Origin of the sequence: Sphingomonas endophytica (genome assembly GCF_001476895.1) — a bacterium.
In the GTDB taxonomy this organism is placed as follows: domain Bacteria; phylum Pseudomonadota; class Alphaproteobacteria; order Sphingomonadales; family Sphingomonadaceae; genus Sphingomonas; species Sphingomonas endophytica_A.
Genome location: NZ_LDTB01000001.1, coordinates 43,219 through 66,346 on the forward strand (window position 1 = coordinate 43,219; position 23,128 = coordinate 66,346).

The 23,128-nt window shown below is 67.1% G+C and carries 23 protein-coding genes and 1 tRNA gene; 8 read left to right on the plus strand and 16 right to left on the minus strand.

The window, feature by feature from the left end:
- Nucleotides 1-78: 78 nt before the first annotated feature.
- Genes NS334_RS00220 through NS334_RS00230 form a run of 3 tightly spaced genes read right to left on the minus strand, consistent with a single transcriptional unit; the run spans nt 79 to nt 4,275 of the window.
- Complete coding sequence (locus NS334_RS00220; RefSeq protein ID WP_206542621.1) at nt 79-1,533, minus strand: TolC family protein; 1,455 nt, start codon at nt 1,531-1,533, stop codon at nt 79-81.
- Complete coding sequence (locus NS334_RS00225) at nt 1,530-2,606, minus strand: efflux RND transporter periplasmic adaptor subunit (protein WP_058754099.1); 1,077 nt, start codon at nt 2,604-2,606, stop codon at nt 1,530-1,532. Before NS334_RS00225 ends, NS334_RS00220 begins: the two co-directional genes overlap by 4 nt.
- Nucleotides 2,590-4,275, minus strand: a complete 1,686-nt coding sequence (locus NS334_RS00230; RefSeq protein WP_058754100.1) for an ABC transporter transmembrane domain-containing protein — start codon at nt 4,273-4,275, stop codon at nt 2,590-2,592. The genes NS334_RS00225 and NS334_RS00230 overlap by 17 nt, the downstream gene beginning before the upstream one ends.
- 182 nt (nt 4,276-4,457) lie before the next feature.
- Between NS334_RS00230 and NS334_RS00235 the strand changes: the two genes are divergently transcribed.
- On the plus strand, nt 4,458-5,363 hold the full coding sequence (locus tag NS334_RS00235) for a LysR family transcriptional regulator (RefSeq protein ID WP_058753966.1): 906 nt from the start codon (nt 4,458-4,460) through the stop codon (nt 5,361-5,363).
- Between the two features lie 367 nt (nt 5,364-5,730).
- On the opposite strand, the gene NS334_RS00240 is transcribed toward NS334_RS00235, so the two are convergent.
- The 4 genes from NS334_RS00240 to cysS form a co-directional block, all read right to left on the minus strand.
- Nucleotides 5,731-5,805, minus strand: a tRNA-Glu gene (locus tag NS334_RS00240).
- A 110-nt stretch (nt 5,806-5,915) separates the two neighbouring features.
- Nucleotides 5,916-7,286 (minus strand): class II 3-deoxy-7-phosphoheptulonate synthase, encoded by a 1,371-nt coding sequence (locus NS334_RS00245; protein ID WP_058753967.1) that lies wholly within the window; start codon nt 7,284-7,286, stop codon nt 5,916-5,918.
- Nucleotides 7,287-7,355: 69 nt separating this feature from the next.
- Entirely contained in the window at nt 7,356-8,135 is a 780-nt protein-coding gene (locus tag NS334_RS00250; protein WP_058753968.1) for an SDR family oxidoreductase, read from the minus strand.
- A 15-nt stretch (nt 8,136-8,150) separates the two neighbouring features.
- Nucleotides 8,151-9,581: a cysteine--tRNA ligase gene (cysS, locus tag NS334_RS00255; RefSeq protein ID WP_058753969.1), complete on the minus strand. Its 1,431-nt coding sequence runs from the start codon at nt 9,579-9,581 to the stop codon at nt 8,151-8,153.
- 121 nt (nt 9,582-9,702) lie between these two features.
- Here cysS and NS334_RS00260 point away from each other — a divergent pair, with 121 nt between their 5' ends.
- The 3 genes from NS334_RS00260 to NS334_RS00270 all read left to right on the plus strand — a co-directional run bounded on the left by NS334_RS00260 (nt 9,703) and on the right by NS334_RS00270 (nt 11,493).
- Nucleotides 9,703-10,530, plus strand: coding sequence for a carbon-nitrogen hydrolase family protein (locus NS334_RS00260; protein WP_058753970.1), 828 nt, complete (start codon nt 9,703-9,705; stop codon nt 10,528-10,530).
- 101 nt (nt 10,531-10,631) lie between these two features.
- A complete protein-coding gene (rpsU, locus tag NS334_RS00265; protein WP_007404630.1) occupies nt 10,632-10,838 on the plus strand; it encodes a 30S ribosomal protein S21 in 207 nt (68 codons plus the stop codon).
- 109 nt (nt 10,839-10,947) lie between these two features.
- The gene (locus tag NS334_RS00270; RefSeq protein WP_058753971.1) at nt 10,948-11,493 is read left to right on the plus strand and encodes an FKBP-type peptidyl-prolyl cis-trans isomerase; all 546 of its coding nucleotides are present in this window, start codon (nt 10,948-10,950) and stop codon (nt 11,491-11,493) included.
- A gap of 385 nt (nt 11,494-11,878) precedes the next feature.
- Here NS334_RS00270 and NS334_RS00275 read toward each other — a convergent pair whose 3' ends face one another.
- Together NS334_RS00275 and NS334_RS00280 are read right to left on the minus strand one after the other, a co-directional pair.
- Nucleotides 11,879-12,124: a hypothetical protein gene (locus NS334_RS00275; protein ID WP_058753972.1), complete on the minus strand. Its 246-nt coding sequence runs from the start codon at nt 12,122-12,124 to the stop codon at nt 11,879-11,881.
- A 76-nt stretch (nt 12,125-12,200) separates the two neighbouring features.
- On the minus strand, nt 12,201-12,959 hold the full coding sequence (locus NS334_RS00280) for a metallophosphoesterase family protein (protein ID WP_058753973.1): 759 nt from the start codon (nt 12,957-12,959) through the stop codon (nt 12,201-12,203).
- Between the two features lie 167 nt (nt 12,960-13,126).
- On the opposite strand from NS334_RS00280, the gene galU reads away from it, so the two are divergent.
- Nucleotides 13,127-13,996, plus strand: a complete 870-nt coding sequence (gene galU / locus NS334_RS00285; RefSeq protein WP_058753974.1) for a UTP--glucose-1-phosphate uridylyltransferase GalU — start codon at nt 13,127-13,129, stop codon at nt 13,994-13,996.
- Between the two features lie 3 nt (nt 13,997-13,999).
- Here the strand turns inward: galU and NS334_RS00290 are convergent, their stop codons facing one another.
- Genes NS334_RS00290 through NS334_RS00320 form a run of 7 tightly spaced genes read right to left on the minus strand, consistent with a single transcriptional unit; the run spans nt 14,000 to nt 20,042 of the window.
- Nucleotides 14,000-14,764: a HesA/MoeB/ThiF family protein gene (locus tag NS334_RS00290; RefSeq protein ID WP_058753975.1), complete on the minus strand. Its 765-nt coding sequence runs from the start codon at nt 14,762-14,764 to the stop codon at nt 14,000-14,002.
- A complete protein-coding gene (locus NS334_RS00295) occupies nt 14,761-15,120 on the minus strand; it encodes a hypothetical protein (protein WP_058753976.1) in 360 nt (119 codons plus the stop codon). Before NS334_RS00295 ends, NS334_RS00290 begins: the two co-directional genes overlap by 4 nt.
- Nucleotides 15,120-15,569: a dUTP diphosphatase gene (gene dut / locus NS334_RS00300; protein ID WP_058753977.1), complete on the minus strand. Its 450-nt coding sequence runs from the start codon at nt 15,567-15,569 to the stop codon at nt 15,120-15,122. Before dut ends, NS334_RS00295 begins: the two co-directional genes overlap by 1 nt.
- Nucleotides 15,559-16,740: a bifunctional phosphopantothenoylcysteine decarboxylase/phosphopantothenate--cysteine ligase CoaBC gene (gene coaBC, locus NS334_RS00305; protein WP_058753978.1), complete on the minus strand. Its 1,182-nt coding sequence runs from the start codon at nt 16,738-16,740 to the stop codon at nt 15,559-15,561. Before coaBC ends, dut begins: the two co-directional genes overlap by 11 nt.
- The gene (locus tag NS334_RS00310; RefSeq protein ID WP_153002522.1) at nt 16,737-17,771 is read right to left on the minus strand and encodes a hypothetical protein; all 1,035 of its coding nucleotides are present in this window, start codon (nt 17,769-17,771) and stop codon (nt 16,737-16,739) included. The genes coaBC and NS334_RS00310 overlap by 4 nt, the downstream gene beginning before the upstream one ends.
- 7 nt (nt 17,772-17,778) lie before the next feature.
- Nucleotides 17,779-19,314 carry a 2-polyprenylphenol 6-hydroxylase gene (gene ubiB, locus NS334_RS00315; protein ID WP_058753980.1) on the minus strand — a complete coding sequence of 512 codons (1,536 nt, stop codon included), beginning with the start codon at nt 19,312-19,314 and terminating at the stop codon, nt 17,779-17,781.
- Entirely contained in the window at nt 19,311-20,042 is a 732-nt protein-coding gene (locus tag NS334_RS00320; protein WP_058753981.1) for a class I SAM-dependent methyltransferase, read from the minus strand. The genes ubiB and NS334_RS00320 overlap by 4 nt, the downstream gene beginning before the upstream one ends.
- Before the next feature lie 46 nt (nt 20,043-20,088).
- Between NS334_RS00320 and mutM the strand changes: the two genes are divergently transcribed.
- The 3 genes from mutM (at nt 20,089) to dnaA (ending at nt 23,108) form a co-directional block, all read left to right on the plus strand.
- Nucleotides 20,089-20,904, plus strand: coding sequence for a bifunctional DNA-formamidopyrimidine glycosylase/DNA-(apurinic or apyrimidinic site) lyase (mutM, locus tag NS334_RS00325; protein ID WP_058753982.1), 816 nt, complete (start codon nt 20,089-20,091; stop codon nt 20,902-20,904).
- A gap of 97 nt (nt 20,905-21,001) precedes the next feature.
- The gene (rpsT, locus tag NS334_RS00330; protein WP_058753983.1) at nt 21,002-21,265 is read left to right on the plus strand and encodes a 30S ribosomal protein S20; all 264 of its coding nucleotides are present in this window, start codon (nt 21,002-21,004) and stop codon (nt 21,263-21,265) included.
- 427 nt (nt 21,266-21,692) lie between these two features.
- Nucleotides 21,693-23,108 (plus strand): chromosomal replication initiator protein DnaA, encoded by a 1,416-nt coding sequence (dnaA, locus tag NS334_RS00335; RefSeq protein WP_058754101.1) that lies wholly within the window; start codon nt 21,693-21,695, stop codon nt 23,106-23,108.
- Nucleotides 23,109-23,128 lie beyond the last annotated feature (20 nt).

The window sequence follows — 23,128 nt, forward strand, 5'->3', positions numbered from 1 at the left end:
GCCGATCAGCGGGGCGAAGGCGGGGATCATCAGGCGCGCGTCACCGTCCGTTCTGACGCTACGCGCTGATGGCGATCACTATGGCGTCAGGCCCAGTGCCACGCGATCGGCGGTGGCGGCGGCGAGCTCGGCGCGTGCCGCCGCGATCCGCGCTTTGGCGTCGATGACGCGGACCCGGGCGTCGTTCGCCGTTTCCTCCCGCTGGTTGACCAGGAAGAAGTCGCTCGATCCCAGCTCGAACCGCCGCCGCTCGGCAGCGGCGAGCCGCTCGGCAAGCTGCCGCTCCTGCTCGGCGATCGAGGCCAGCCGGTCGGCCGCGCCCACCCCGATCGTGATGCCCTCCACCTCGACGGCGATCTGGTCGCGCAGGAAGCGTCCCCGTGCCTCCAGCGCGTCCATCTCGGCCCGCGCCTCCACGATCCGCCCCTTTGCCGCGCGATTCTGGAGCGGCATGGAGAAGCGAAAACCGACCGCCGCCTCCAATGGCGTGCGGTTCGGTCCGCCTAGGCCCACGGGGCCGATGTCCTTGCCCAGTTCGCCGCGCAGGTCGAGCCGGGGACGCAGGTCGTTCTTCGCCAGCGCCAGACGCGCGGAACCCTGATCGATCCGCGCCAGCAGCACCTGAAGGTCGGGCCGCTGCTGCTCGAAATTCGCGCGCGCCACGGCGGCGACGCCGGCCAGCGCGTCGGCATTGGCGGGCAGGCGGTCCGCGCCGACCAGCACCGGATCACCGGAGGCGTCGCGGAAATAGAGCGACAGCGCGTTGGCCGCGACGTCGAAGTCCCCTTCGGCGCGGACGACCAGCGCGCGGCGACGGACGAGGTTCTGGTCGTTCTCGGCCAGGAGGATGTCCGGCCGGGCGCCGAGCTGCACTTGCCGCGCCAGACCGCCGCGCCGGCTTTCCGACAGCGCCAGAAGATCGCGATAGGCCCTCAGCCGCAGTCCGGCGGCGACCCAGTTCTGATAGGCGTCGATGGCCCGCCGCTGCACGCCGATCGCCACCGCCTCCCGCTCGAACTTCGCGATGTCGATATCGGTGGAGGCCAGGGTGCGACGTGTGCGGCGTTCGTCCACCAGCCGGTCGCGCAGAAGCGAGTAGAGCGCGCCGACCTTCACCTCGCCCAGGCGGTTGGTGTAATTCTCATCCTCATAGACCGGAAACGCGCCACGACTGACCCGATACCCGCCATAGACATAGCCGCCGTTGTCCCCCAGCGGACGCGTGGCGCGGCCGGAGGCGACGGTGCCGTCGTAATAGCCAAGCGCGCGCGAGCGGCTGTCGGCCTCGAACACCGTATCGAATGCGCCGTTGGCGGTCAGAGCGCGTCCCTCCGCCGACCGGACCTTGGCCAGCGCCTCGACGATCTGCGGCGCGGCGCGCGCGGAGGCCCGCAGCACCTCGTCGAGCAATAGCGGCCCGGAGCGAGGCGAGGGGGCCGGCGCCGGGTTCGGTGCGATGCGTTGCGCGACGGCCGGGAGGGCCAGTGTCGGGAGCACCATCAGCGCCGGCAGCAAGAGCAGCGACCGGATCACTTCGGCTTCCCCGCCTTCGCCGCGATCTTCTTGTCGTCGTCCTTCGCGCTGCCTTCCTTGTCGGTGGCGGTCTGACCGAATTCAAGCGGGAAGTCGTTGAGCTGTCGCCACAATTCGTAGCCGACGGTGACGGTCTCGCCCTGTACCCAGCCCTGAACCTTGCCGCCCAGCCGCACGAACCGCCGATCGGGCCAAGCGGGCTTGCCGGGCATCGGCTCGACCAGGATGCGGAACAGCCCCTGCGCACTGGCATTCGGGTCGATCGTGCGGACACGCCCGTCGAAGAAGCCATAGGCCACGGACGGCCAGCCGCTGAACTGGATCGCGGGCCAGCCCTCGAACTCCAGCCGGACGGGCCGTCCCGGGCGCAACAACGGCACGTCCCGACCGTCGATCAGCAGCTCGACCGCGCGGTCGACCTGTTCCGGCGCGACCACCGCAAGTGCGGTGCCGGCGGATACATAGGCACCGCCCGCCGCCGCATTGAGGTTCTGGATCCGACCGTCGCGCGGCGCACGTACGAGCTGCGCCGATTGCCGGTTGAGCTGGACATCGATGCGATTCAGCTTCGCGCGGGATTCCGCCAGCTTCGCTCCGGAATCCGCGACCTTGATCTGCGCCTGCTCATAATCGCGCCGCGATGCCAGTCCTTCGGCGAACAATTGGCGCGAGCGATTGACGTCGATCTGCGCGACCGCCTGCGATTGGCGGACGGAGGCGATTTCGGCCTCCACCTGCGCGCGCTCGGCGGCGAGGCGCGACAGCAGATTGGGATCGAGGTCGATGATCCGCGCGATCGGATCGCCGCGTTTCACATGCTGGCCGTCATGCACATACCAGCGCTCGACCCGCCCGGGCACCAGCGCCGTCACATCCTGCGCGCGATCCTCGGGATTGAGAGAAACGACCTGTCCACGACCCTGCGCGGTCTGCAGCCACGGCACGAAGAACAGGACGAACACGGCCGCAGCGATGCCGACCGTCAGCAGCCACGCGATCGCGACCGTGACGCGCGGCGGCCGCAGCGACGCGAGGGTGCGGAAGTGAGCGAGATGATCAGACAGATGCGGCATCGCCATCCTCCCGGCTGATCGCGGCCTGAAGATCGGCCAGTCGCTCGAAGCGTCGCTGCTCGGTCAGGCCGAGATGGAGATAGCCGTCGAGCGTCAAGTCCTCGGGACGGCCGGTGCAGAGCAATACCGTGGTGCCATGCGCCTTCAGGACGCGCAGCGCCGCGAGCAGCCGTTCCGGCGGCAACAGATCGTACAATTGCCCCAGCAGCAGCAGCCTGGGCCGGACGAGCAGCGCGTTGGTGAGCTTCAGGGCCATGGTCTCGCCGACACTGAGCGGATAGCCGCTCGACCCCAATTGGGTGTCGAGCCCCTGCGGCAGGCTGGCGAGACGACGCTCCAGTCCGACCGTCGTCAACGCCTCCATCGCACCCTCGGCGAGTTCGGCGGACGCCAGCCGCAGGTACTCGCGGATCGTGACCTCGACGATCGTGGGACGGTCCAGGACCATGACGTCAGAGCGGAGATGGTACATGTCGAACGAACCGAGATCGGCATTGCCGATCCGGATCAGTCCACGGTCGGGGGACGCATGCCGCTTCAGCAACATCGCCAGGCGACGCTCCGCGCCCGGTTCGGCGACGGTGACGAGCTGTTCCCCGGCGGCGACGTTCAGGGTGTAGCGAGCATCGTCGAGCACGACATTGGTCAGCTTCACCGATCCGTCGCGCGGCCCGTTCTCACCGCGAACCGTCGGCTCCTGCGGAATGGCGAACAGCAGCGAGAGCTCTTCCGAGCTCGCGGCGAGATCGTAGAACGTGTCCAGATACAGGCCGAATTGCGAGATGCCATAGAACACCCCGGACAGGATCAGCTCCGCCGCGACGAGCTGCCCCAGCGACAATTGCCCCTTCAGGATCAACATGCCGCCCAGCAGCAGAAGCCCGGCGCTGGCAAAGGCGTAGATCAGCAGGAAGGCGATGGTCTGCGCGAACTGATACCGAAAATAGCGACGGTGCGTGTCGACATATGTCGCGGTCATCGCTTCCGACCGGGTCATGGCGAAGTCGAGGTGACGCAATGATTTATAGAAGCCGTTCGAGCCGCCGACGCTTTCCAGCCAGCGCGCCGCATCATGCTTGGCGTGGCTGAGCGCGACCGCCCCGCTGATCGCGCCGCGCCGCCAGAATATCCACACCAGCATCAGCGCCGCGACCAGCACGGCGTTGAACGCCAGGAAGACCGGGTGGTAGAAGCTGGTGATCGTCAGCCCGATCGCCGCCTGCAACACGATGGTAAAGCCGCCGATCACCAGGCTGGGCACCGATTTCTGGACCACGACCAGATCGAAGTAACGGTTGAACAGGTCGCCGCGATTGGCGTCGGCGAAGAACGGATCCTGCGCATGGACCGCGCGCACCGTGACCTCGGCCATGACGCGTGCGAACAGGCGGCGCTCGAACGCCGCCATGATCCATACCCTCAGCGCGCTCAGCCCCGCCACCAGCAGCAGCAGCAGCAGCAGCACGCCGGACAACGCCCATAACGGCGCCGGCATCGCGGTGTTCGCGACGCTGTTGATGAGCAACTGTACGGAGATGGGAGTGGCCAGCGCCAGCAGGCTGATCGCGATGGTATAGACGATCCCTAGCCTTACATACGCCGCGTCGGGGCCGATGATTTGCGTCAGCCACCCTACCGCGTCCCGCAATCCCAATCGCTTAGCGGCCAAGGTCATCTCCCTGCTTGAACGTCGCGCACCCCATAGCCGCGATAGTTTTGCTAGATCTTTGCTGAGACCTTCAAAAACCGTGCTCGTGTAGCGGCGTCGTTGTTACGCAGTAATGACGGCCAGCGATAGCGACCAGTCGGATTTGCGGTGTCGTAGCTATAGGAACGGGCTATAGGGATGGTGTGCCCACGCTGCGTCAGCTCGAATATCTGGTCGTCATCGCGGACACCGGCTCTTTCGCATTGGCGGCGCGCGTCGCCAACGTGTCGCAGCCGACGCTGAGCCAGCAGATCCGCGCGCTGGAGGAGCGGCTTGGTGCGAAGCTGCTGGAACGAAGCGCGTCGGGGGCGATCCTGACGCCGGTCGGGCGCAGCATCGTCGCGACCGCTCGCCGAATGTTGAGCGATGCCAGCGACATCGTCGCGCTGGCGGCGGGCTCGTCGCATAGCCTCACGGGCACCGTGAAGCTGGGGACCACCCCGACGCTGGGCCCGTATCTTCTGTCCGCGATCATCGTCGAACTGCATCGCATCGCGCCGGAACTTCGCCTGCACGTCCGGGAGGGTATTCCCGACGAACAGGTTCTCGAACTTTCTCGCGGCAACATCGACGTGATGCTGGGGCCGATGCCGATGGCGGGAGACGACCTGACGATCGAGCCATTGTTCCGCGAGCCGCTGTATCTGGTCGCGGCACTCGATCATCCGATCGGCGCGGCGGAGGACATGATGCGCGGCGACCTGACCGGCAGCCCGCTGCTGTCGCTCGATCCGCGGCATCATCTGGCGCGACAGGCGGCCGAGGTCGCGGAGCGATACGGCATGACGATCGCACCCGATTATTACGGCACCAGCCTGGACAGTCTGCATCAGATGGCGGCGAGTGGGCTGGGGCTGGCGTTGCTCCCGAGCCTTTACCTGCGTTCCGAGGTGGGCGGGGCTGCCGGCCTGAAGATCCTGTCGGTGCAAGGCTGGCGCGCCCACCGCTCGATCGCCATCGCTTGGCGCCGGCAATCGCCGATGAGCAAGGCCTTTCGGCTGATCGCCGATCATGTGCAGGCGCACGCCCGCCGCCTGCTCGCACCATAACCCGCGCGCTGGTTCATCGGTGCCTGCCGTCAGGAACCCGCGGATCGACGTCGCGCGCGCGCGAGTACGCGCTCGCGGGTGAGGCAGACATTCGCGACCGCCACGAGCGTGAACAACGCGCCAATGGCATATCCGGCAATGACGATCACTGACCATGCTCCGCTCGATCGATGAGCATGCCGTTTACCGCGTCAGGGTTAACAACCCCGCAACCGCCGCTGCGCAGGTGTTAGAGATGATAGACGGAGGGTAGCGACAATGAGATGTCAGCGTCACTGGCAAAGCAGCCAGACGACTACGCCCATCGGCAGCGGATATGAAAGCGGGCGATCCGACCCGCCACGCTGTCCGCCCTTCAGGCGACCGCTGGTGACCCCTACGAGAATCGAACTCGTGTTTTCGCCGTGAGAGGGCGACGTCCTAACCGCTAGACGAAGGGGCCGTGCTGCAGTGGAGGCGCGCTATTAGGCGGCGGGTGGGAGTGCGTCAAGTGGCTTTCGTCACCGCTCGCCAAATCTCGGCGCGCCGCTGCCAGAGGCGCGCCGGTCATCGTCAGGCGGCGTCCTTGCGACGCTCCGCCATCTCCGTATTGAGCATCTCCGCCAGCAGGAAGGCGAGCTCCAGGCTCTGCCCGGCGTTCAGGCGCGGGTCGCAATGCGTGTGGTAGCGATCGGCCAGCGACTGTTCGGTCACATCGATCGCGCCGCCGGTGCATTCGGTGACGTTCTGGCCGGTCATCTCGGCGTGGATGCCGCCGGCATGCGTGCCTTCCGCACGGTGGACCGCGAAGAAGCCGCGCACCTCGGACAGGATGCGATCGAACGGACGCGTCTTGTAGCCGCTGGTCGCCTTCACGGTGTTGCCGTGCATCGGATCGCAGCTCCACACCACCGGATGTCCGGCACGTGTCACGGCGCGCACCAGCTTTGGCAAATGCGTCTCGATCTGGTCGTAGCCATAGCGCGTGATGAGCGTCATCCGCCCCGGCACTCGCTGCGGGTTGAGCGTGTCCAGCATCCGCAGCAGCGCGTCGGGATCGAGCGACGGCCCGCACTTGACACCGATGGGGTTGCCGATGCCGCGCAGGAACTCGACATGCGCCGAGCCCTCGAACCGGGTGCGGTCGCCGATCCACAGGAAGTGCGCGGACGTGTCATACCAGTCGCCGGTCAGCGAATCCTGCCGGGTCAGTGCCTCCTCGAACGGTAGCAGCAGTGCCTCGTGGCTGGTGTAGAACGTCGTCTGCGACAATTGCGGAACGGTGTCTGGGCTGATCCCGCACGCTTCCATGAAGTCGAGCGCCTCGCCGATCCGGTCGGCGGTTTCGGCGTATTTCGTGGCCCATGGGCTGCGGCCCATGAAGTCATGCGTCCAGCGATGTACCTGATGCAGGTTCGCGTAACCGCCTTGCGCGAACGCGCGGAGCAGGTTCAGCGTCGCGGCCGACTGCGCATAGGCGCGGATCATCCGCTCGGGATCGGGCACGCGCGACTCCGGTGTGAAGCCGATGTCGTTGACGTTGTCGCCGCGATAGCTGGGCAGCTCGACGCCATCGATCGTCTCGGTATTGGCCGAGCGCGGCTTGGCGAACTGGCCCGCCATCCGGCCGACCTTCACGACCGGAAGCTTCGACGCAAAGGTCAGCACCACCGCCATCTGCAGGATGACGCGGAATGTGTCGCGGATGTTGTTCGGGTGGAATTCGGCAAAGCTTTCCGCGCAATCGCCACCCTGGAGCAGAAATGCCTTGCCCTCCGCCACCTTCGCCAGATCCGCAGTCAGGTTGCGCGCCTCACCGGCGAACACCAGGGGCGGAAAGCTCGCCAGCCGCTTCGTTGCGTCGGTCAGCGCCGCCGCATCGGGATAGATCGGGAGCTGGCGCGCCTCGGCATTGGTCCAGCTGTGCGGGGCCCAGGTGGGCATGGCATTCTTCCTTCCAATTTTCGCGCGTCCCTTGAACCAATCGTGCGCGCCGAGCAATCAAGTTCCTCTTTACAGCACGCCCGGATAGGCGCCGCCGTCGATCAGCAGACTTTGGCCCGTGATGAACCCGGATGTGTCGGCGCAGAGGAACGCGCAGGCGTTGCCGAATTCGGCCGGGTCGCCGAAGCGCCGGGCGGGGATCGCGTCGCGCGCCCTGGCTTCGGCGTCATCGATCGAGATGCCGTTCGCCTCGGCGCGGTAGGCGTGGACGCCCGCCAGCCGCCGCGTCGCGAACAGGCCGGGTAGCAGGAAGTTGATCGTGACATTGGCATGCGCGACCTGCCGCGCGACACCGGCGAGGAAGCCGGTCAGCCCGACGCGCGCACCGCTCGACAGATCGAGCCCCGCGATCGGCGCCTTCACCGAACCCGACGTGATGCAGACGATCCGCCCGAACCGGCGCTCGACCATGCCGTCGATCACCTTTTGCACCAGCCGGATCGGCGTGACCATGTTGGCGTCGACACCGGCGTGGATCGCGTCCGCGTCGAGCAGGCGGAAGTCGCGCAGCGGGGGGCCGGCGTTGTTGTTGACGAGGATGTCTGGCGCGCCGCCGGCCGCATCGACCAACGCCTGTTGCACGGCCTCTTCGGCGATGTCGCCCGCCACGGTGTGCACGATGCCGCCATGGGTGCGCAGCGCGTCACCGGTCTGCGCCAGCGCATCGGCATCACGTCCGTTGAGCACCACCGTGCACTCCGCAGTCGCCAGCGCCTCCGCGCAGGCGCGACCCAGCCCGTGGCTCGACGCGCAGACGATCGCGGTACGTCCCTTCAACCCCAGGTTCATGTCGCCGTCTCCTCCTTACGCGGGCAGTTTCCAGTCCCAGCCGAGCGGATCGCCATCCATGACCTCCACCCCGGCCGCCGCCAGTTCGTCACGGATCGCGTCGGAGCGCGCGAAGTCCTTCGCCGCGCGCGCCGCGCGCCGCTCGGTCAACCGGTCGGCGATCCCTGCTTCGTCGATCGTCGCGGTCGCGGGGCGGACGCGCAACGCATCGCGGGTGAGGGTCGACAGGCCGAGCCCAAGTACGGCATCGAAATCGGCGAGCGCCACGAGCCGGTCGGCCGGCGAAACCTTCTTGTCGGCGAGCAGCGCGTCGAGCGCCGGCAGCGCGCGCGGCGTGGCGAGGTCGTCGCTGAGCGCGGCGTCGAGTTGCTCGCGATACGTGGCCGCGCTCGCCCCGGCAGCGGTCTCGCCGCGCGCACGCAGCGCCTCGACCGCATGGACCCAACGCTTCAGCCGCACCTGCGCGGCCGCCAGATTCTCCCAGGAGAATTCCAGCTCGCTGCGATAATGCGCCTGAAGGCACATCACGCGATAGGCAAGCGGGTGGAAGCCGCGCTCCATCAGCCGCGACAACGTCAGGAACTCGCCCGAGGATTTGCTCATCTTCCCCGTACGATCGACGAGAAAGTTGTTGTGCATCCAGAAGGTCGCACCAGTGTCAGCGCATTCGCAATGCGCCTGGTTCTGCGCGATCTCATTGGGGTGGTGGATCTCGCGATGGTCGATCCCGCCCGTGTGGATGTCGAACGACGGGCCGAGATACTTGGCCGCCATGACCGAGCATTCCAGGTGCCAGCCCGGCGCACCGCGGCCCCATGGCGAATCCCATTCCATCTGCCGGGTCTCGCCCGCCGGCGTCGCACGCCAAATCGCGAAATCCTGCGGATGGCGCTTGCCCGCGACGGTTTCGATCCGCCCGTGTGCCGCGTCGTCCGCCGCACCGGCCAGTCGCCCGTAATCGGGGACGGTGGTGGTGTCGAAGTACAGGCCGTCGGCAAGCTGATAGCAATGCCGTTCCGCGATCTTCTCGCCCCAGGCGATCATCTCCGCGACATGATCAGTGGCCAGCGGCATGTAGGTCGGCGCACGGATGTTCAGGTCGGCCAGATTTTGCTTGAAGGCGTCCGTATAGTGCCTTGCAATCGCCCAGATATCCTGCCCCGAAGCGCGCGCCGCCGCCTCCATCTTGTCGTCGCCGGCATCGGCGTCGGACGTCAGATGGCCGACATCGGTAATATTAATGACATGGGTGAGATTCCACCCCTTCCACGCGATGGTGCGCGCCAGCGTATCAGTGAAGACATAGGCGCGCAGATTGCCGACATGCGCGTAATTGTAGACGGTGGGACCGCAGGAATAGATGCGGACGTTGTCAGGATCGAGCGGATGGAAAGGAGCCGTCTCGCGCGTCAGGCTATTGTACAGGATCAGGGGGGCACCGGTCATCCGCGCCTCTTAAACGCGTCCGGGGTGCAGGCCAACGGGGGATTGGTGTCACCTTGATGCAACACTTGCGCGCGTCGGTCGGTTGCTGTTCCGCGGGGTCGAGCGAGACAGGGAGTGATGCGTGACAAGGATTGCCGTGGTGCAGACCACGACCGGGATCGACCCCGCCATCAATGCCGCGACGCTGGTCGCCGCGATCGATGAGGCGGGCAAGCAGGGGGCGTCGATGGTGTTCACGCCGGAAATGTCCGGTCTGCTCGACCGCAATCGCGCCCGCGCGGCCGACGTGATCGTCAAGGAAGCGCATGACCATGTCCTCTTCGCGGTGCGCGAGGCGGCGGCGCGGGCAGGGGTGTGGGTGCATCTCGGTTCGCTGGCGCTCCGCCGGACGGACGGGCGGCTCGCCAATCGCGGTTTCGTGATCGATGCGGTCGGGAACATCCGGGCGCGCTACGACAAGATGCATCTCTTCGATGTCGATCTGCCGACCGGCGAAAGCTGGCGCGAATCGTCGGCCTATGCGGCGGGCGATCGGCCGGTGGTGGTCGGAAGTCCGCTCGGTCCGCTGGGCCTGTCGATCTGCTACGACATGCGCTTCCCGGACCTGTATCGCGCGATGACCGACGCGGGCGCGCAGATCGTCTCCGTGCCGGCCAGCTTTACCCGACCGACCGGTGCGGCGCATTGGCACGTATTGCTACGCGCCCGGGCGATCGAGGCGGGCGTGTTCGTCGTCGCCGCCGCGCAGACCGGCGTGCACGAGGACGGTCGCGCCACCTATGGTCATTCGCTGGTCGTCGATCCGTGGGGAGAGGTGCTGCTCGACCTGGGGGAGGCGGCAGGGATCGGCTATGCGGAGATCGATCCGGCGCGCGTTCGGGAGGTTCGGATGCGCGTCCCGGCGCTCCAGCACCGCCGCGTCATCCCTGCGCCGATCGTGATCGGATGAGCGTGCTTGCGGGGAAGAGAGGTTACTGCTAGAGGCGGTGCGTTCGGCGCGAGCCTCGCTCGCCGCCGCATTACCCGTTTGACCCGGAGTTTTAGGTTCCAATGCAGATCATCGTCCGCGACAACAATGTTGACCAGGCACTGCGCGCGCTCAAGAAGAAGCTGCAGCGCGAAGGCGTGTACCGCGAGATGAAGCTGCGTCGCCACTATGAAAAGCCGTCCGAGAAGCGCGCCCGCGAGCGTGCGGCGGCGGTGCGTCGCGCACGGAAGCTGGAGCGCAAGCGCGCGGAGCGTGACGGCGCGCGGTAAGCCGCGCTAACGACCGTGGCGGGCCGGCACGGCGCGTCACGGCGATACGCCTTCATCACCGCGCCGATCGCAGCCCATCCGGGCCCGCAACAGCAGGGTTGCCTACGCCATGTCGACCGTTACCGCCGTTCCGATTGCGCCCGTCAAGCGCGCCTATGTGCTCTGGCTGGTAGTTGGCCTGGTCTTCGCGCTGGTCTTCGCCGTGGCGTTGGCCCGGGCCGGTGATACCGGGATCGTCACCACCCCCTCCGGACTGCGCTACCAGGTGCTGAAGGCCGGCGACGTGAAGGGCGCCCGTCCCACGGATGCCGACGTCACGCTCGTCAATTACGAGGGGCGGCTGGTCGACGGCACCGTCTTCGACAAGTCGCAGCAACCGACACCGCTGCCGGTGACGGGAGTCGTGCCGGGCTTCTCCGAAGGGCTGAAGCTGATGCACAAGGGTGCGAAGTACCGCTTCTGGATCAAGCCCGAGCTCGGTTATGGCGCGCGCGCCACCGGGCCGATCCCGGCGAACTCGACCCTGGTGTTCGATGTCGAGTTGCAGGATTTCATCCCGGAGGCGACGCTTCGTCAGTTGCAGATGCAGCAGAGCATGATGCGCGGAATGCCAGGCGGCGATGCGATGCCGGGCGGGATGCCTGGCGGTCGCTGATCGCAGACCTGCATATCATGGTTCGAGAAGGGCGGCCCGCGGGTCGCCCTTTTTTCTGCTCGTGGTGTGGCCGATCTTGTCCCTTACGGGCGGGAAAGGGCTGATCGGCGGCTTGTCGTCGCTTCGCTCTCAGGAGGCTCGCGCTTCGGCGCACCGCGTCATGCTGACGTCCTGCGCCCCGACCGGCATCAACATGGTGATGCGCAAGCGGCGGGGTGATCCGGCGTCTGTGGCTGTGGTTCTGCGTCATGCGTGACGTGGTCGTGGGTACGTCGTGCGCACAAGGGAAGGGGCTCACACGCGTGCCGAGACCGCACTTCTCGGACAGCAGACAAAAAAATAGCGGCCCGAAGGCCGCTATTTCTCTCCCGAAGGAGCGTGCAGCTTAGTTGCTGTCCGCGCTGTCGTTCTCGTCAGCGACGACGACGATGCCAGCGACAACCGCAGCAGCGGCCAGGATGGCAACGATCACGCCGCCACCGGCCAGCTCGTTCTTCTTCGCCGACGGAGCGGCAGCGCGCACCGACTTGGCGACCGACAGGCTCGCCGCCGAGTTGGCGGGGGCGGCCATCGCCGGAGCAACCGCCATCGTGGCGGCAGCAGCAGCGAGCATATACTTAGCAATACGCATAATGAACTCCCTTTGCGTGCAGGTTCACCTCATAGCCACGCTTCACCAAATTGCAAGCGCGGAATGCCGCAGCGCATCAGGTGTTCAATATCCAGCTCTCGCTCCCCTCAAGTGCCAGGGCGGTCAGGCGTCCGGACGCATAAGCCCCGGTATCAACGCCGATCCGGTTAGGACGGCGATCCACCTCGGCAGTAATGGTGTGACCATGGACGATCATCTTGGGATGGCTGCCGCGATGATCCAGGAACGGCTCGCGGATCCAGCGCAGATCACTGCCGCGTTGCGCGTCGAGCGGAACGTCGGGCCGAATGCCGGCATGAACGAAGGCATAGTCACCCGAGACGATCAGATCCTCGAACCCGGCCAGGAAGGCGCGATGCGCGGCGGGAACAAGCGTCAACAGTCGCGCTGCCAGCTCCGGATAGCCCAGGGCATCATATTCGTCCCTGGCCATGCCGTAGCTGAGGATGGTTTCCTTACCACCGACCCGGCAGAACATCCGCAGCGCGTCCTTCGCGCCATCCAGAGCGTGCAGGAACAACTCCTCGTGATTGCCTTTCAGGAACCGCACGTTGCGTCGCTGCTGCGACAGGGTGATCAGCCGGTCGATGACACCGGCCGAATCGGGGCCGCGATCCACCAGATCGCCGAGAAAGATCAGTCGCGTATCAGCGGGTGCGCGCTGCGCGTCGTCGGCGTCGATCATCAGCAACAGGCGATCGAGCTCAGCGCGACATCCGTGAATGTCGCCAATGGCATAAATGCGCACCCCATTTTCCACCGCCGACAAGGCCGGCGACGGGGCGCGGGTTGAACGAAGCAGCTTCCTGAGCATAAGCGAGATGGCAGAACCAGCGATGTCGGGGATGGGCGCGGTCTAGGCGCGTCGCCGCTCCATCGCAAGCGTCGCCCGACCCATCGCGGGCGATCGTTTCCAATCTGTTATGGAATTGCCGTGGCTTGCGCCGCCCGGTACACACCGCCGGCCAACAGGAGGATCGAATGACCATCAAGCCGGTACGCAAGGCGATTTTCCCCGTGGCGGGGCTGGGGACGCGCTTCCTGCCCGCCACGAAAGCAATGCCGAAGGAAATGCTGACGGTCGTCGACAAGCCGCTGATTCAATATGCCGTCGAAGAGGCACTGGAGGCGGGGATCGAGCAGATCATCTTCGTCACCGGTCGCGGGAAAGGCGCGCTGGAGGATCATTTCGACGTCTCCTTCGAGCTGGAGACGACGATGCGTGCGCGCGGCAAGAGCCTGTCGCTCATCGAGAATATCCGTCAGCAGCCGGGTTCGCCGGTCTATGTCCGTCAGCAGGAGCCACTCGGGCTGGGCCATGCGGTCTGGTGCGCGCGTGAGATCGTCGGCGACGAACCGTTCGCGGTGCTGCTGCCCGATGAGTTGATGGTCGGCACACCCAATTTCATGGCGCAGATGGTGAACGCCTATAACAAGGTGGGCGGAAACGTGATCGGCGCGCTAGAGGTCGGGGCGGATGAAACCGACAAATACGGGATCATCTCGCCGGGCAAGCGCGATGGCGCGCTCACCGAGGTGACCGCGCTGGTGGAAAAGCCCGCCAAGGGCAGCGCGCCGTCGAACCTGATGATCCCCGGCCGTTATATCCTGCAGCCGGAGGTGATGAAGATCCTCGACGCCAAGGAGACCGGTGCAGGTGGGGAGATCCAGCTGACCGACGCGATGGCCAAGCTGATCGGCAACCAGCCGTTTCACGGCTTCACCTTCGATGGCGAGCGTTATGACTGCGGCGACAAGACCGGATTCGTCACCGCCAATCTCGCGCTGGCGATGGCCCGCGCCGACATCGGTCCGGCAGTCCGCGCCTTCGCGGAGAAGCGGCTCGGCTGACGTTCAGACGACCGGGGTGCCGCAGGCGCGGCATCCCGGATCGGCGGGCAGCATCAACGTGCGGAACCGCAGCGACAGGAAGTCGAGCAGCAGCAGGCGACCCGCGCTGTCGTCGCCGAAGGGAGCGATCTGCCGGATCGTTTCCAGCGCCGCCATGCTGCCGACGATCCCGGTCACCGGCCCCAGCACGCCTTCCTCGGCGCAGGTCAGCCCTTCACGTTGCGGCGCATCGCCGACGAAGCAACGATAGCAGGGCCGCCCGTCTTCCCATCCCCGGTAGACGCCGATCTGTCCCTCGAACCGTCCGACGGCGGCCGAGACGAGGGGTATGCGCCGCGCGAGCGCGGCATCCGCCACCGTCAGCCGGGTCGCGAAATTGTCGCATCCGTCGATCACGACGTCCGGGTCAGCGGCGAAGATCGTTCCGATGTTGCCGGCGTCGATCCGCAGGACGTGGGCCGTGACGGCGACATGCGGGTTCAACCGCGCGACAGCCTCGGCCGCAACCCGCGCCTTGGCGCGGCCGATGTCGCCGGTGGCGAACAGCGTCTGGCGTTGCAGATTGCTGAGATCCACGCCGTCGTCGTCGACGATCGTCAAGCGTCCGACACCGGCCGCCGCTAGATACTGGATCACCGGGGATCCGATCCCGCCCGCGCCGATCACCAGGACATGCGCCCTGGCCAGCCGCTGCTGCCCGACGCCGCCGATCTCAGGCAGGACGATATGCCGCGCGTAGCGCGCGAGTTCGTCGGAACCGAGCGTCATGGCCGGGGAAGCGGCACGGTCCAGCGGAACCAGGTGTCCACGGCCGGCGGGATGATATTGCCCCTTGCCGCGCGCAGCACGGTGCCCGCGGCAAACTGCTCGACGGTTGGGCAGCCGATCGCACGAGGTACGATGCGGCGGACCTGTCCCTGCGTCGACACCAGCACTGCCAGATCGAGCATGGTCATGTCGTCGCGCAGCACGCATCGCCCTTCGCGCACTTCGTCACGCACGAAATCAGGAATTTGCGGCGCTTGTTCGCGCGCCTCCCGTAGCGGAAGGCGCGGCAGCGTCTGCCACTCGGCAGGCGGCGTGACGGCCGACGCCTGCATCGCGACGATCAACAGGGGCAGCATCACCGACCCGTCGACCCGAAACCACCGGCGCCCCGCTCGGTATCGTCGAGGGCGTCGACCTCCGTCAGCGTCGCGGTCTGTACGGGGGCGGGGACCAGTTGCGCGATCCGCTCCCCCCGTACCACCGCGAAGGGCGCGTCGCCCAGATTGGCCAGGATGACCTTCAGCTCGCCGCGATAGTCACTGTCGATCGTGCCCGGCGTGTTGAGGCAGGTGATGCCATATTTGAGCGCGAGCCCGGAGCGTGGGCGGACCTGCACTTCGTAGCCGGAGGGGATCGCCATCGCGAAGCCGGTCGCCACCGCGTGGCGTGCGCCCGGGGCGAGCGTGACGTCCTCCGCCGCGACCACGTCCATTCCCGCCGCGCCGGGCGTGGCGTAAGCGGGAAGGGGAAGGTCACGGCCGTGCGGCAGCCGCCGGACGGCGATCCGGATCGGGTCAGAGCTCATCGGCGATCCTGTCGGCAAGTCGTTGCGCAACCTCAGACTTAGGTAGCGATTCCCAACTTTCCACACCAGCATCGCTGATGAGGTGCACGCGATTTGCGTCTCCGCCCATCACATCTCCGGAAACGTCGTTCGCGACGATCCAGTCAGCCCCCTTGCGGAGGCGCTTGGCAATGGCGTGGTCGACAACCTGCTCGGTCTCGGCGGCGAAGCCGACCAGGAGCCGCGGTCTGCGCGGATCGCGCGCCAGCGTGGCGAGGATGTCGATGTTGCGCTCCAGCCGCAGCGGGGCCGGATCGGCGTCGTTCTTCTTCAACTTCTGAACCGCGATGTCCGCCGCCCGCCAGTCCGCGACCGCGGCGACCATGACCGCCGCGTCCGCCGGCAGGGCTGCGAAGACTGTCTCCGACATTTCTCGCGCTGTCTCAACATCGTATCGCTCGACATTGGCAGGCGTCGCCAAGTCGACCGGGCCAGTGACCAGTGTCACCCGCGCGCCCAGCGTCGCCAGCGCCCCCGCGATCGCAAATCCCTGTTTTCCCGACGATCGATTGGCGATGTACCGGACCGGATCGATGGGTTCGTGGGTCGGGCCGGCGGTGACGATAATGTGCCTTCCTGACAGTCGTTTCCGTGCCGTCGTGCCCAGCGCTCGTTCGATCCGTTCGAGGATCACGACCGGTTCGGGAAAGCGGCCGGCACCGAATTCGCCGCAGGCCATCGCGCCCGCGTCAGGTTCCATCACGTCGAGCCCGTCGGCACGCAATTGGGCGACGTTGCGCCGCGTGGCGGGATGGTGCCACATCCGCACATTCATCGCCGGCGCCACGAGCACCGGCTTGTCGGTCGCCAGCAGGAGCGTGGTTGCAAGGTCGTCCGCAACGCCGGCCGCCATCCGGGCCATCAGGTCAGCGGTGGCGGGCGCGACCACGACGAGATCAGCTTCCCGGCTGAGCCTGATATGGCCCATCTCGGCTTCGTCCTTCAGGTCCCACAAGGTCGTGTGAACCTTGTTCTCACTCAGCGCCGCCAGCGTCATCGCGGTGACGAAATGCGCGCCGCCATCGGTCAGCACGCATCGCACGTCATGCCCGTGGCCACGAAGGCCACGCACCAGCTCGCACGCCTTGTACGCGGCGATGCCACCCCCGACGATCAGCAATATCCGGCTCATCGAACGACCCTTGTAACCGTGATCCGCCGCCTGTCGAGCGCGCCGCGCATCAGATCGGCGAGCGCACCGGGCGCCAGCGCGATCCCCGGCGCGACGAACGCCGCCGCCAGCGTCGCGGAGCGCATTCCGCACACGCCGTCGAGCGCAACCCCGGCGAGCATCAGCGCGACGACGCGCGGACCCAGCGGCTCACCGATCGTCGCCCAGCCAAAAGCCGACAGGATCAGCAACGGCGCGGCGATCATCTGCGAGAGGCCCGGAAGGCCGGCGTTGACCAGCCTTGCCAGGGCCTGGCCGGAAAGGGCGGGATCGGGCGCGGCGATCGCGACGCCGGACAGGGCATGGAGATGCACCGCCAACACGACGGATGCGATGCCGCCGGCGGTCAGCCATCCGATCGTCTCGCGTCCTTCGCGCTCGGCCGACGCCAGAGCCCCCATGACTCCGATCGTGATCAGCGCGGCGGGATCGATGATCGCGGCGGCGCACGCCGTGGCGCAGCTTGCAACGCAATGCGTCCGCGCGCGCGCGACGAGCGCCAGTGCCGACAGCGCCGCCGCCGCCGCCGCATGTGGGGCGGACAGCCACAAGCCGGCGAGCGCGGCGATCGCTGCCGCCAGCAAGCTGACCACCATCACCACGCCGGATGTCCGCGCGAACAGGGCGCCGAACCGCAAACCACCGGCCCACATCAGGATCGTCAGCACCGCGGCGACCAGTGCCAGCATCCCCCAGCCGGGCATAGCGGCATCGATCACGGCCAGCGCCGGCGGCAGAAGCCGGGCCGCATCGGCGTCCGGCTCGGTTCTGAGGAGGTCGCGAGTGCTGTCGTAGAATTCGCCCCCGTGTCGCAGGGCCGCGACGATCGCATCGTGCAGGAATTCCGGCGGAGAACTAGCGGCGGGCACCGTCAGGCCGACGAAGACCATCGCCATGGCCAGTACGGCGAGCCACGCCCGCGCGGCCCGGCGGCCGATGCCAGCGCAGCGGCCGGGCACCGCCAGCCACGGCGCCGGAGCCGTCCATGCCATCAGACCCTCACCATCCCGCGAGCAACATGCCCGCCACGCCGACCAGCGCGCCAGCCGCGACCGCGAGCGCATAGCGCCAGCCGCCGCCGACGCGAACGCGTTCGATCTCGCGTAGCGGCGGGCGCGGCGGGGCGCCGCCCGGCGCGGGGAAGCGCGCCTCGATACGACGGACCAGTTCGGGCAGCCGCGCCAGCGTCCGCACGTCGGCGACCAGCCGGTCGGCGATCGCCGCTTCAGGCCCCAGTTCGGTGCGAATCCAGTCTTCGACCAACGGCGCGGCGGTGACCCAGAGATTGATGTCCGGATCGAGCGTGGTCGCCACGCCTTCCACCATCACCATCGTCTTTTGCAGCAGCAGCAGGTGCGGCTGGGTCACCATGTCAAAATCGCGCGTGATCCCGAACAGGCCGTCCAGCATCATCCCGATCGACATGTCCTTGACCGGCAGCCCGCGCATCGGCTCGCCGACCGCGCGCAGGGCGGTCGCGAACTCCTCGACACTGTGATGAGCCGGGACGTACTGCGCCTCGAAATGGATTTCCGCGACGCGCCGGTAGTTCCCGGTGATCAGGCCATAGAGAATCTCGGCAAGCCACGCCCGTGCGCGACGGTCGATTCGGCCCATGATGCCGAAATCGATCGCCGCCACCCGGTTCCCGGGCAGGGCGAACAGATTGCCCTGATGCATGTCCGCGTGGAAGAAGCCATCCGCGATCGCCTGCCGCAGGAAGGCATGGACCAGCACGCGCGCCAGCTCGGGGAGGTCGTACCCCGCCTCGACCAGCGCCGCGCGGTTCGAGAGCTTGATGCCGTCGATCCATTCGATCGTCAGCACCTTGCCGGTCGTGCGGGCCCAATCGACCGCCGGCACCTCGAAATTCGGCTCCGCCGTCATCGTCTCGGCAAGTTCGGATGCCGAGGCCGCCTCGCGCGTGAAGTTCAGCTCGCGCGCGGTCCAGCGCTTGAACGTCTCGATCACCAGCCGTGGCTGCAGGCGCGCAATCTCGCCGCCCATCGGCTCGATCTGCGCCGCGGCCCATTCATAGGTCTCGATCGCGCGCGCGAAATCCTCTTCGACGCCCGGTCGCAGCACCTTCACCGCGACGTGCCGCCCGTCCGTGGTGACGGCGCGGTGCACTTGTGCGATCGATGCGGCGCCGACCGGTATCTCGTCAATCGAAGCGAACAAGGTTTCCAGCGGCCGGCCGAAGCTGGCCCGCATCGTCTGTGCGATCGTTGCGAACGGCACCGGCGGCACGGCATCCTGAAGCCGCAGGAGGTCGGCGGCCGCCTCCTCGCCGACCAGATCGGGCCGGGTGGCCAGCGTCTGACCGAACTTGATCGCCGCCGGCCCCAGCGCCTCGAACGCATCGGCATAGCGCGGCACGTCCGGTACGCGCGCGCCCAGCCGCGCGAGCCGCAGCAGCCGCCGCAAACGCGGCGGGGTGTTGAGGTCGCGCTCCAGCCCGCGCAGCGCACCGTGGCGCGCCAGCGTCCGCCCCCAGGTCAGGAGCCGCCAGGTGTGGACGAGCGGAGAGGTCAAATCTTCCAGCCGCTATGGATCGCGACCAGACCGCCCATGATCGGCTCGACCTTCGTCTGCACGAAGCCGGCGTCGGCGATCATCCGTTCGAAGGTCGGCATGTCCGGGAAACGACGGATCGATTCGATAAGATAGCGATAGCTGTCTTCGTCGTTCGCCAGCAGCTTGCCCAGTTTTGGCACCAGATGATGCGAATAGGCGTCATAGACGTCCGCGAACCCCGGCCAGACGTTGGTCGAGAATTCCAGGCAGAAGAAGCGCCCCCCGCGCCGCAGGACGCGGTGCGCCTCGTGCAGTGCCTTCGGGATGTCGGTCACGTTCCGAATGCCGAACGCGATCGTATAGGCATCGAAGAATCGATCGGGGAAGGTGAGCGTTTCGGCGTTCGCCTCGGTCCAGACCAGCCCGTCGATCCCGCGTTGCTGCGCGCGGCCGATCCCGACTTCCAGCATTTCCGGATTGATGTCCGCGACCGTCACCGCGGCGCCGCTTTCGGCCAGCCGAAAGGCGATGTCGCCGGTGCCGCCCGCCATGTCGAGGATCTGCTCATGCCCGCGCGGCTTCACGCGACGGACGAACCGGTCCTTCCACAGCCGATGCATGCCGCCGGACATGGCGTCGTTCATCAGGTCGTAGCGGCTGGCCACGTTGGAAAACACGCCACGCACGCGGGCGGTCTTCTCGGTGGGGGTGACATCTTCGTAGCCGAAGGAGACGGTATCGCTCATGCCCGCCGCTCTAGCGGGCGCGTCGGCGAGCGGCTAGAGGGCAGACATGCCGGAATTGCCAGAGGTCGAAACCACGGTGCGGGGCTTGCGCCCGGTACTGGAAGGACAGGTACTGACCGAGGTCGCCACGCGCCGCGACGGCCTGCGCCGCGCCTTCCCCGTCGATATGCGGCAGCGGCTGAGCGGTGCGCGGGTGACGGCGCTGGGGCGGCGTGCGAAATACGGACTGATCGAAACCGATCGCGGTGACACGCTGATCTTCCATCTCGGCATGTCAGGCCGGTGGCGGGTCGATCCCGGGGAGCTGTTGCCGCACGACCATCTCGTGATCGAGACGGGTGAGGGGAGGCGGCTGGCGCTCAACGATCCGCGTCGGTTCGGATCGGTCGATCTGGTGCGGACCGAGACGGTGCCGGATTTCTCCGCGTTCCGATCGCTGGGACCCGAGCCGCTGGGACTGGACTTCACGCCCGAGCATCTCCGCCGCGCGCTGGCCGGACGGCGGCTGTCGATCAAACTGGCGCTGCTGGACCAGAGGATCGTGGCGGGACTGGGCAACATCTATGTCTGCGAGGCGCTGTATGACGCGCGGATCGATCCGCACACGCCCGCGGGTACGCTGACGTCCGTCGCGCTCGAGCGGCTGGTGCCGGCGGTGCGCGTCGTGCTGGAGGCGGCGATCGAGGCCGGAGGATCGAGCTTGCGCGACTATGCCAGGCCCGATGGTGAGCTGGGATATTTCTCCAAGCAGTTCGCGGTCTATGGCCGGGCGGGGGAGGCCTGCGCGTGCGGGGGGACGGTCGAGCGTTATGCCGAGGGCGGCCGGTCGACCTTCTGGTGCCCGTCCTGCCAGCGCGGTTGACGCTGGCGCATGGCCGGGGTATGGGCCGCGCCTTACGAGGGTGCAGGGCTGTCCCCGCCTCCTTTTCCATCGATTCGTAACTTATCAGAGGACGTTCATGGCGAACACGCCGCAAGCCAAGAAGCGCATCCGCCGCAACCAGCGTCGGGCCGAGATCAACGGGGCCCGCATCGGTCGCATCCGCACCTTCGTGAAGAAGGTCGAGGCCGCGCTGGCAGCGGGTGACAAGTCGGCGGCGTCAACCGCGCTGGCGGCGGCGCAGCCGGAAATGGCGCGCGGCGTGGCGAAGGGCGTGCTCCACAAGAACACCGCCTCGCGCAAGTTCTCGCGTCTGACCAAGCGCGTCGCCGCGCTGGCCTGACCCGTTTCCGCAGAGCGGACATCGCGCCCGTCGGGACTTCCCGGCGGGCGTTTTTGCGTCTGCGCGCCCACTGGGCTGGAACAAAAAGGAGCCATCCGGAAAGCCGTGGATTCTCCGCGATTCGCGGCCTGTAAAAACGGGCTAGGCTGAAAATAACGACCTAAAAACAGATGCTTGCAAGAAATATGACGCATTTGTGCCGCTGACGATGAGTCAATCCGCTTTATTTCGGAATCGTACCCGATCCCGGGCTTGATCGACTCACGTACCTGTTCCTAATCCTGTCGAACCGCGCCGCCGTTCGTGCAGCGTGGCACAAGAACACCGTCTGGACGCCGACGCGCTGTGTGGCCGCGGACGGGGACGTTTGACTTTGTAACCAGGGGGACCGCGAGCAACGTCGTTCGCGGTAACGGGAGACGTGTGCGTGACGCAAGTGGGTGGGCAGGACGTGGGAACGAGCGAACTGGCACGGGCATGGGCCCGGGTTCGTACGAACCTGCGCCGGTCCGCCGGCGCGCGCCTGTTCGATCAGTGGCTGGCGCCGATCGCGCTGGTCGATGGTGACGATCTGGCCGATGTGCGCCTGACGCTGCCATCGGCATTCATGACCAACTGGGTGAAGAGCCACTACGCCGATCGGCTGCTGCACGAGTTTCGCGCGGTGCTGCCGGGCGTGCGCAGCGTCGAGATCGACACGGTGAGGCGGATGGCGCTGCCGGCCGTCACCACCGCGGCGACGGCGATCACCGCATCGGTTGCCGCGCCGGCTCCAGCGCCGCTGGCCCCCCAGCCCGCTCCGGTGCGAGAGTCGGCGGAGCGTCCCGTGCTCGATCCGCGACTCACCTTCGATCGGTTCGTCGTCGATCCGTCCAACATGGTGGCGGTCAATGCCGCACGCGCGCTGGCCGCGCCGGGGGCGGTGCGCTTCAGTCCGCTGTTTCTCCACGGCGGAACCGGGCAGGGCAAGACCCACCTGATGAACGCCATCGCCCATGAGTTTCTGGCGGCGCACCCGCAGGCGCGCGTCATGCTGTTGTCGGCCGAGCGGTTCATGTTCGAGTTCGTCGCCGCGATGCGCGCCAAGGACACGTTCGCGTTCAAGGCCAAGCTGCGCGGTTGCGACCTGCTGCTGATCGACGATTTGCAGTTCATCGCCGGCAAGGACGTGACGCAGGAGGAATTCTTCCACACCGTCAACGAGATCATGGCGGCGGGCAAAAGGCTGGTCATCGCCGCCGACCGTGCACCGCAGGCGCTGGACGGTATCGAGCCGCGCATTCTGGGCCGACTTGGTTCGGGGCTGGTTGCGGACATCAAGCCGTCGTCGCCCGACCTGCGCCGCGCGGTGCTCGCGCGGCGGGTTGCCGACATGCCCGAGGTGCGGGTGCCCGCCGATGTGCTGGACCTGCTGGCAGAGCGCATCACCAACAGCATTCGCGAACTGGAAGGCGCACTGACCCGCGTCACCGCTTATGCGATGCTCACCAATCAGCCGATCGACCTGGCGTTCGCGACGCAGACGCTGGGCGACATGCTGCGCGGGCATCAGCGCCGCGTGACGATCGACCAGATCCAGAAGCTGGTGTGCGAGCATTTCGAGCTGAAGCCGCTCGATCTGGTATCCTCGCGGCGCGCCCGCGCGGTGGCACGCCCGCGCCAGATCGCCATGTATCTGTCGAAGCGGCTGACCACCCGCTCGCTGCCCGAAATCGGGCGCAAGTTCGGCGGGCGCGACCATTCGACGGTGATCCATGCGGTGCGACGGATCGAGGCGCTCCGTGACAGCGACCGCGATGTCGATGGCGCGGTACGCGTCCTGCTCGGACAGCTTGAGGGCTGACCTGAACGCAGCGCTCGCTG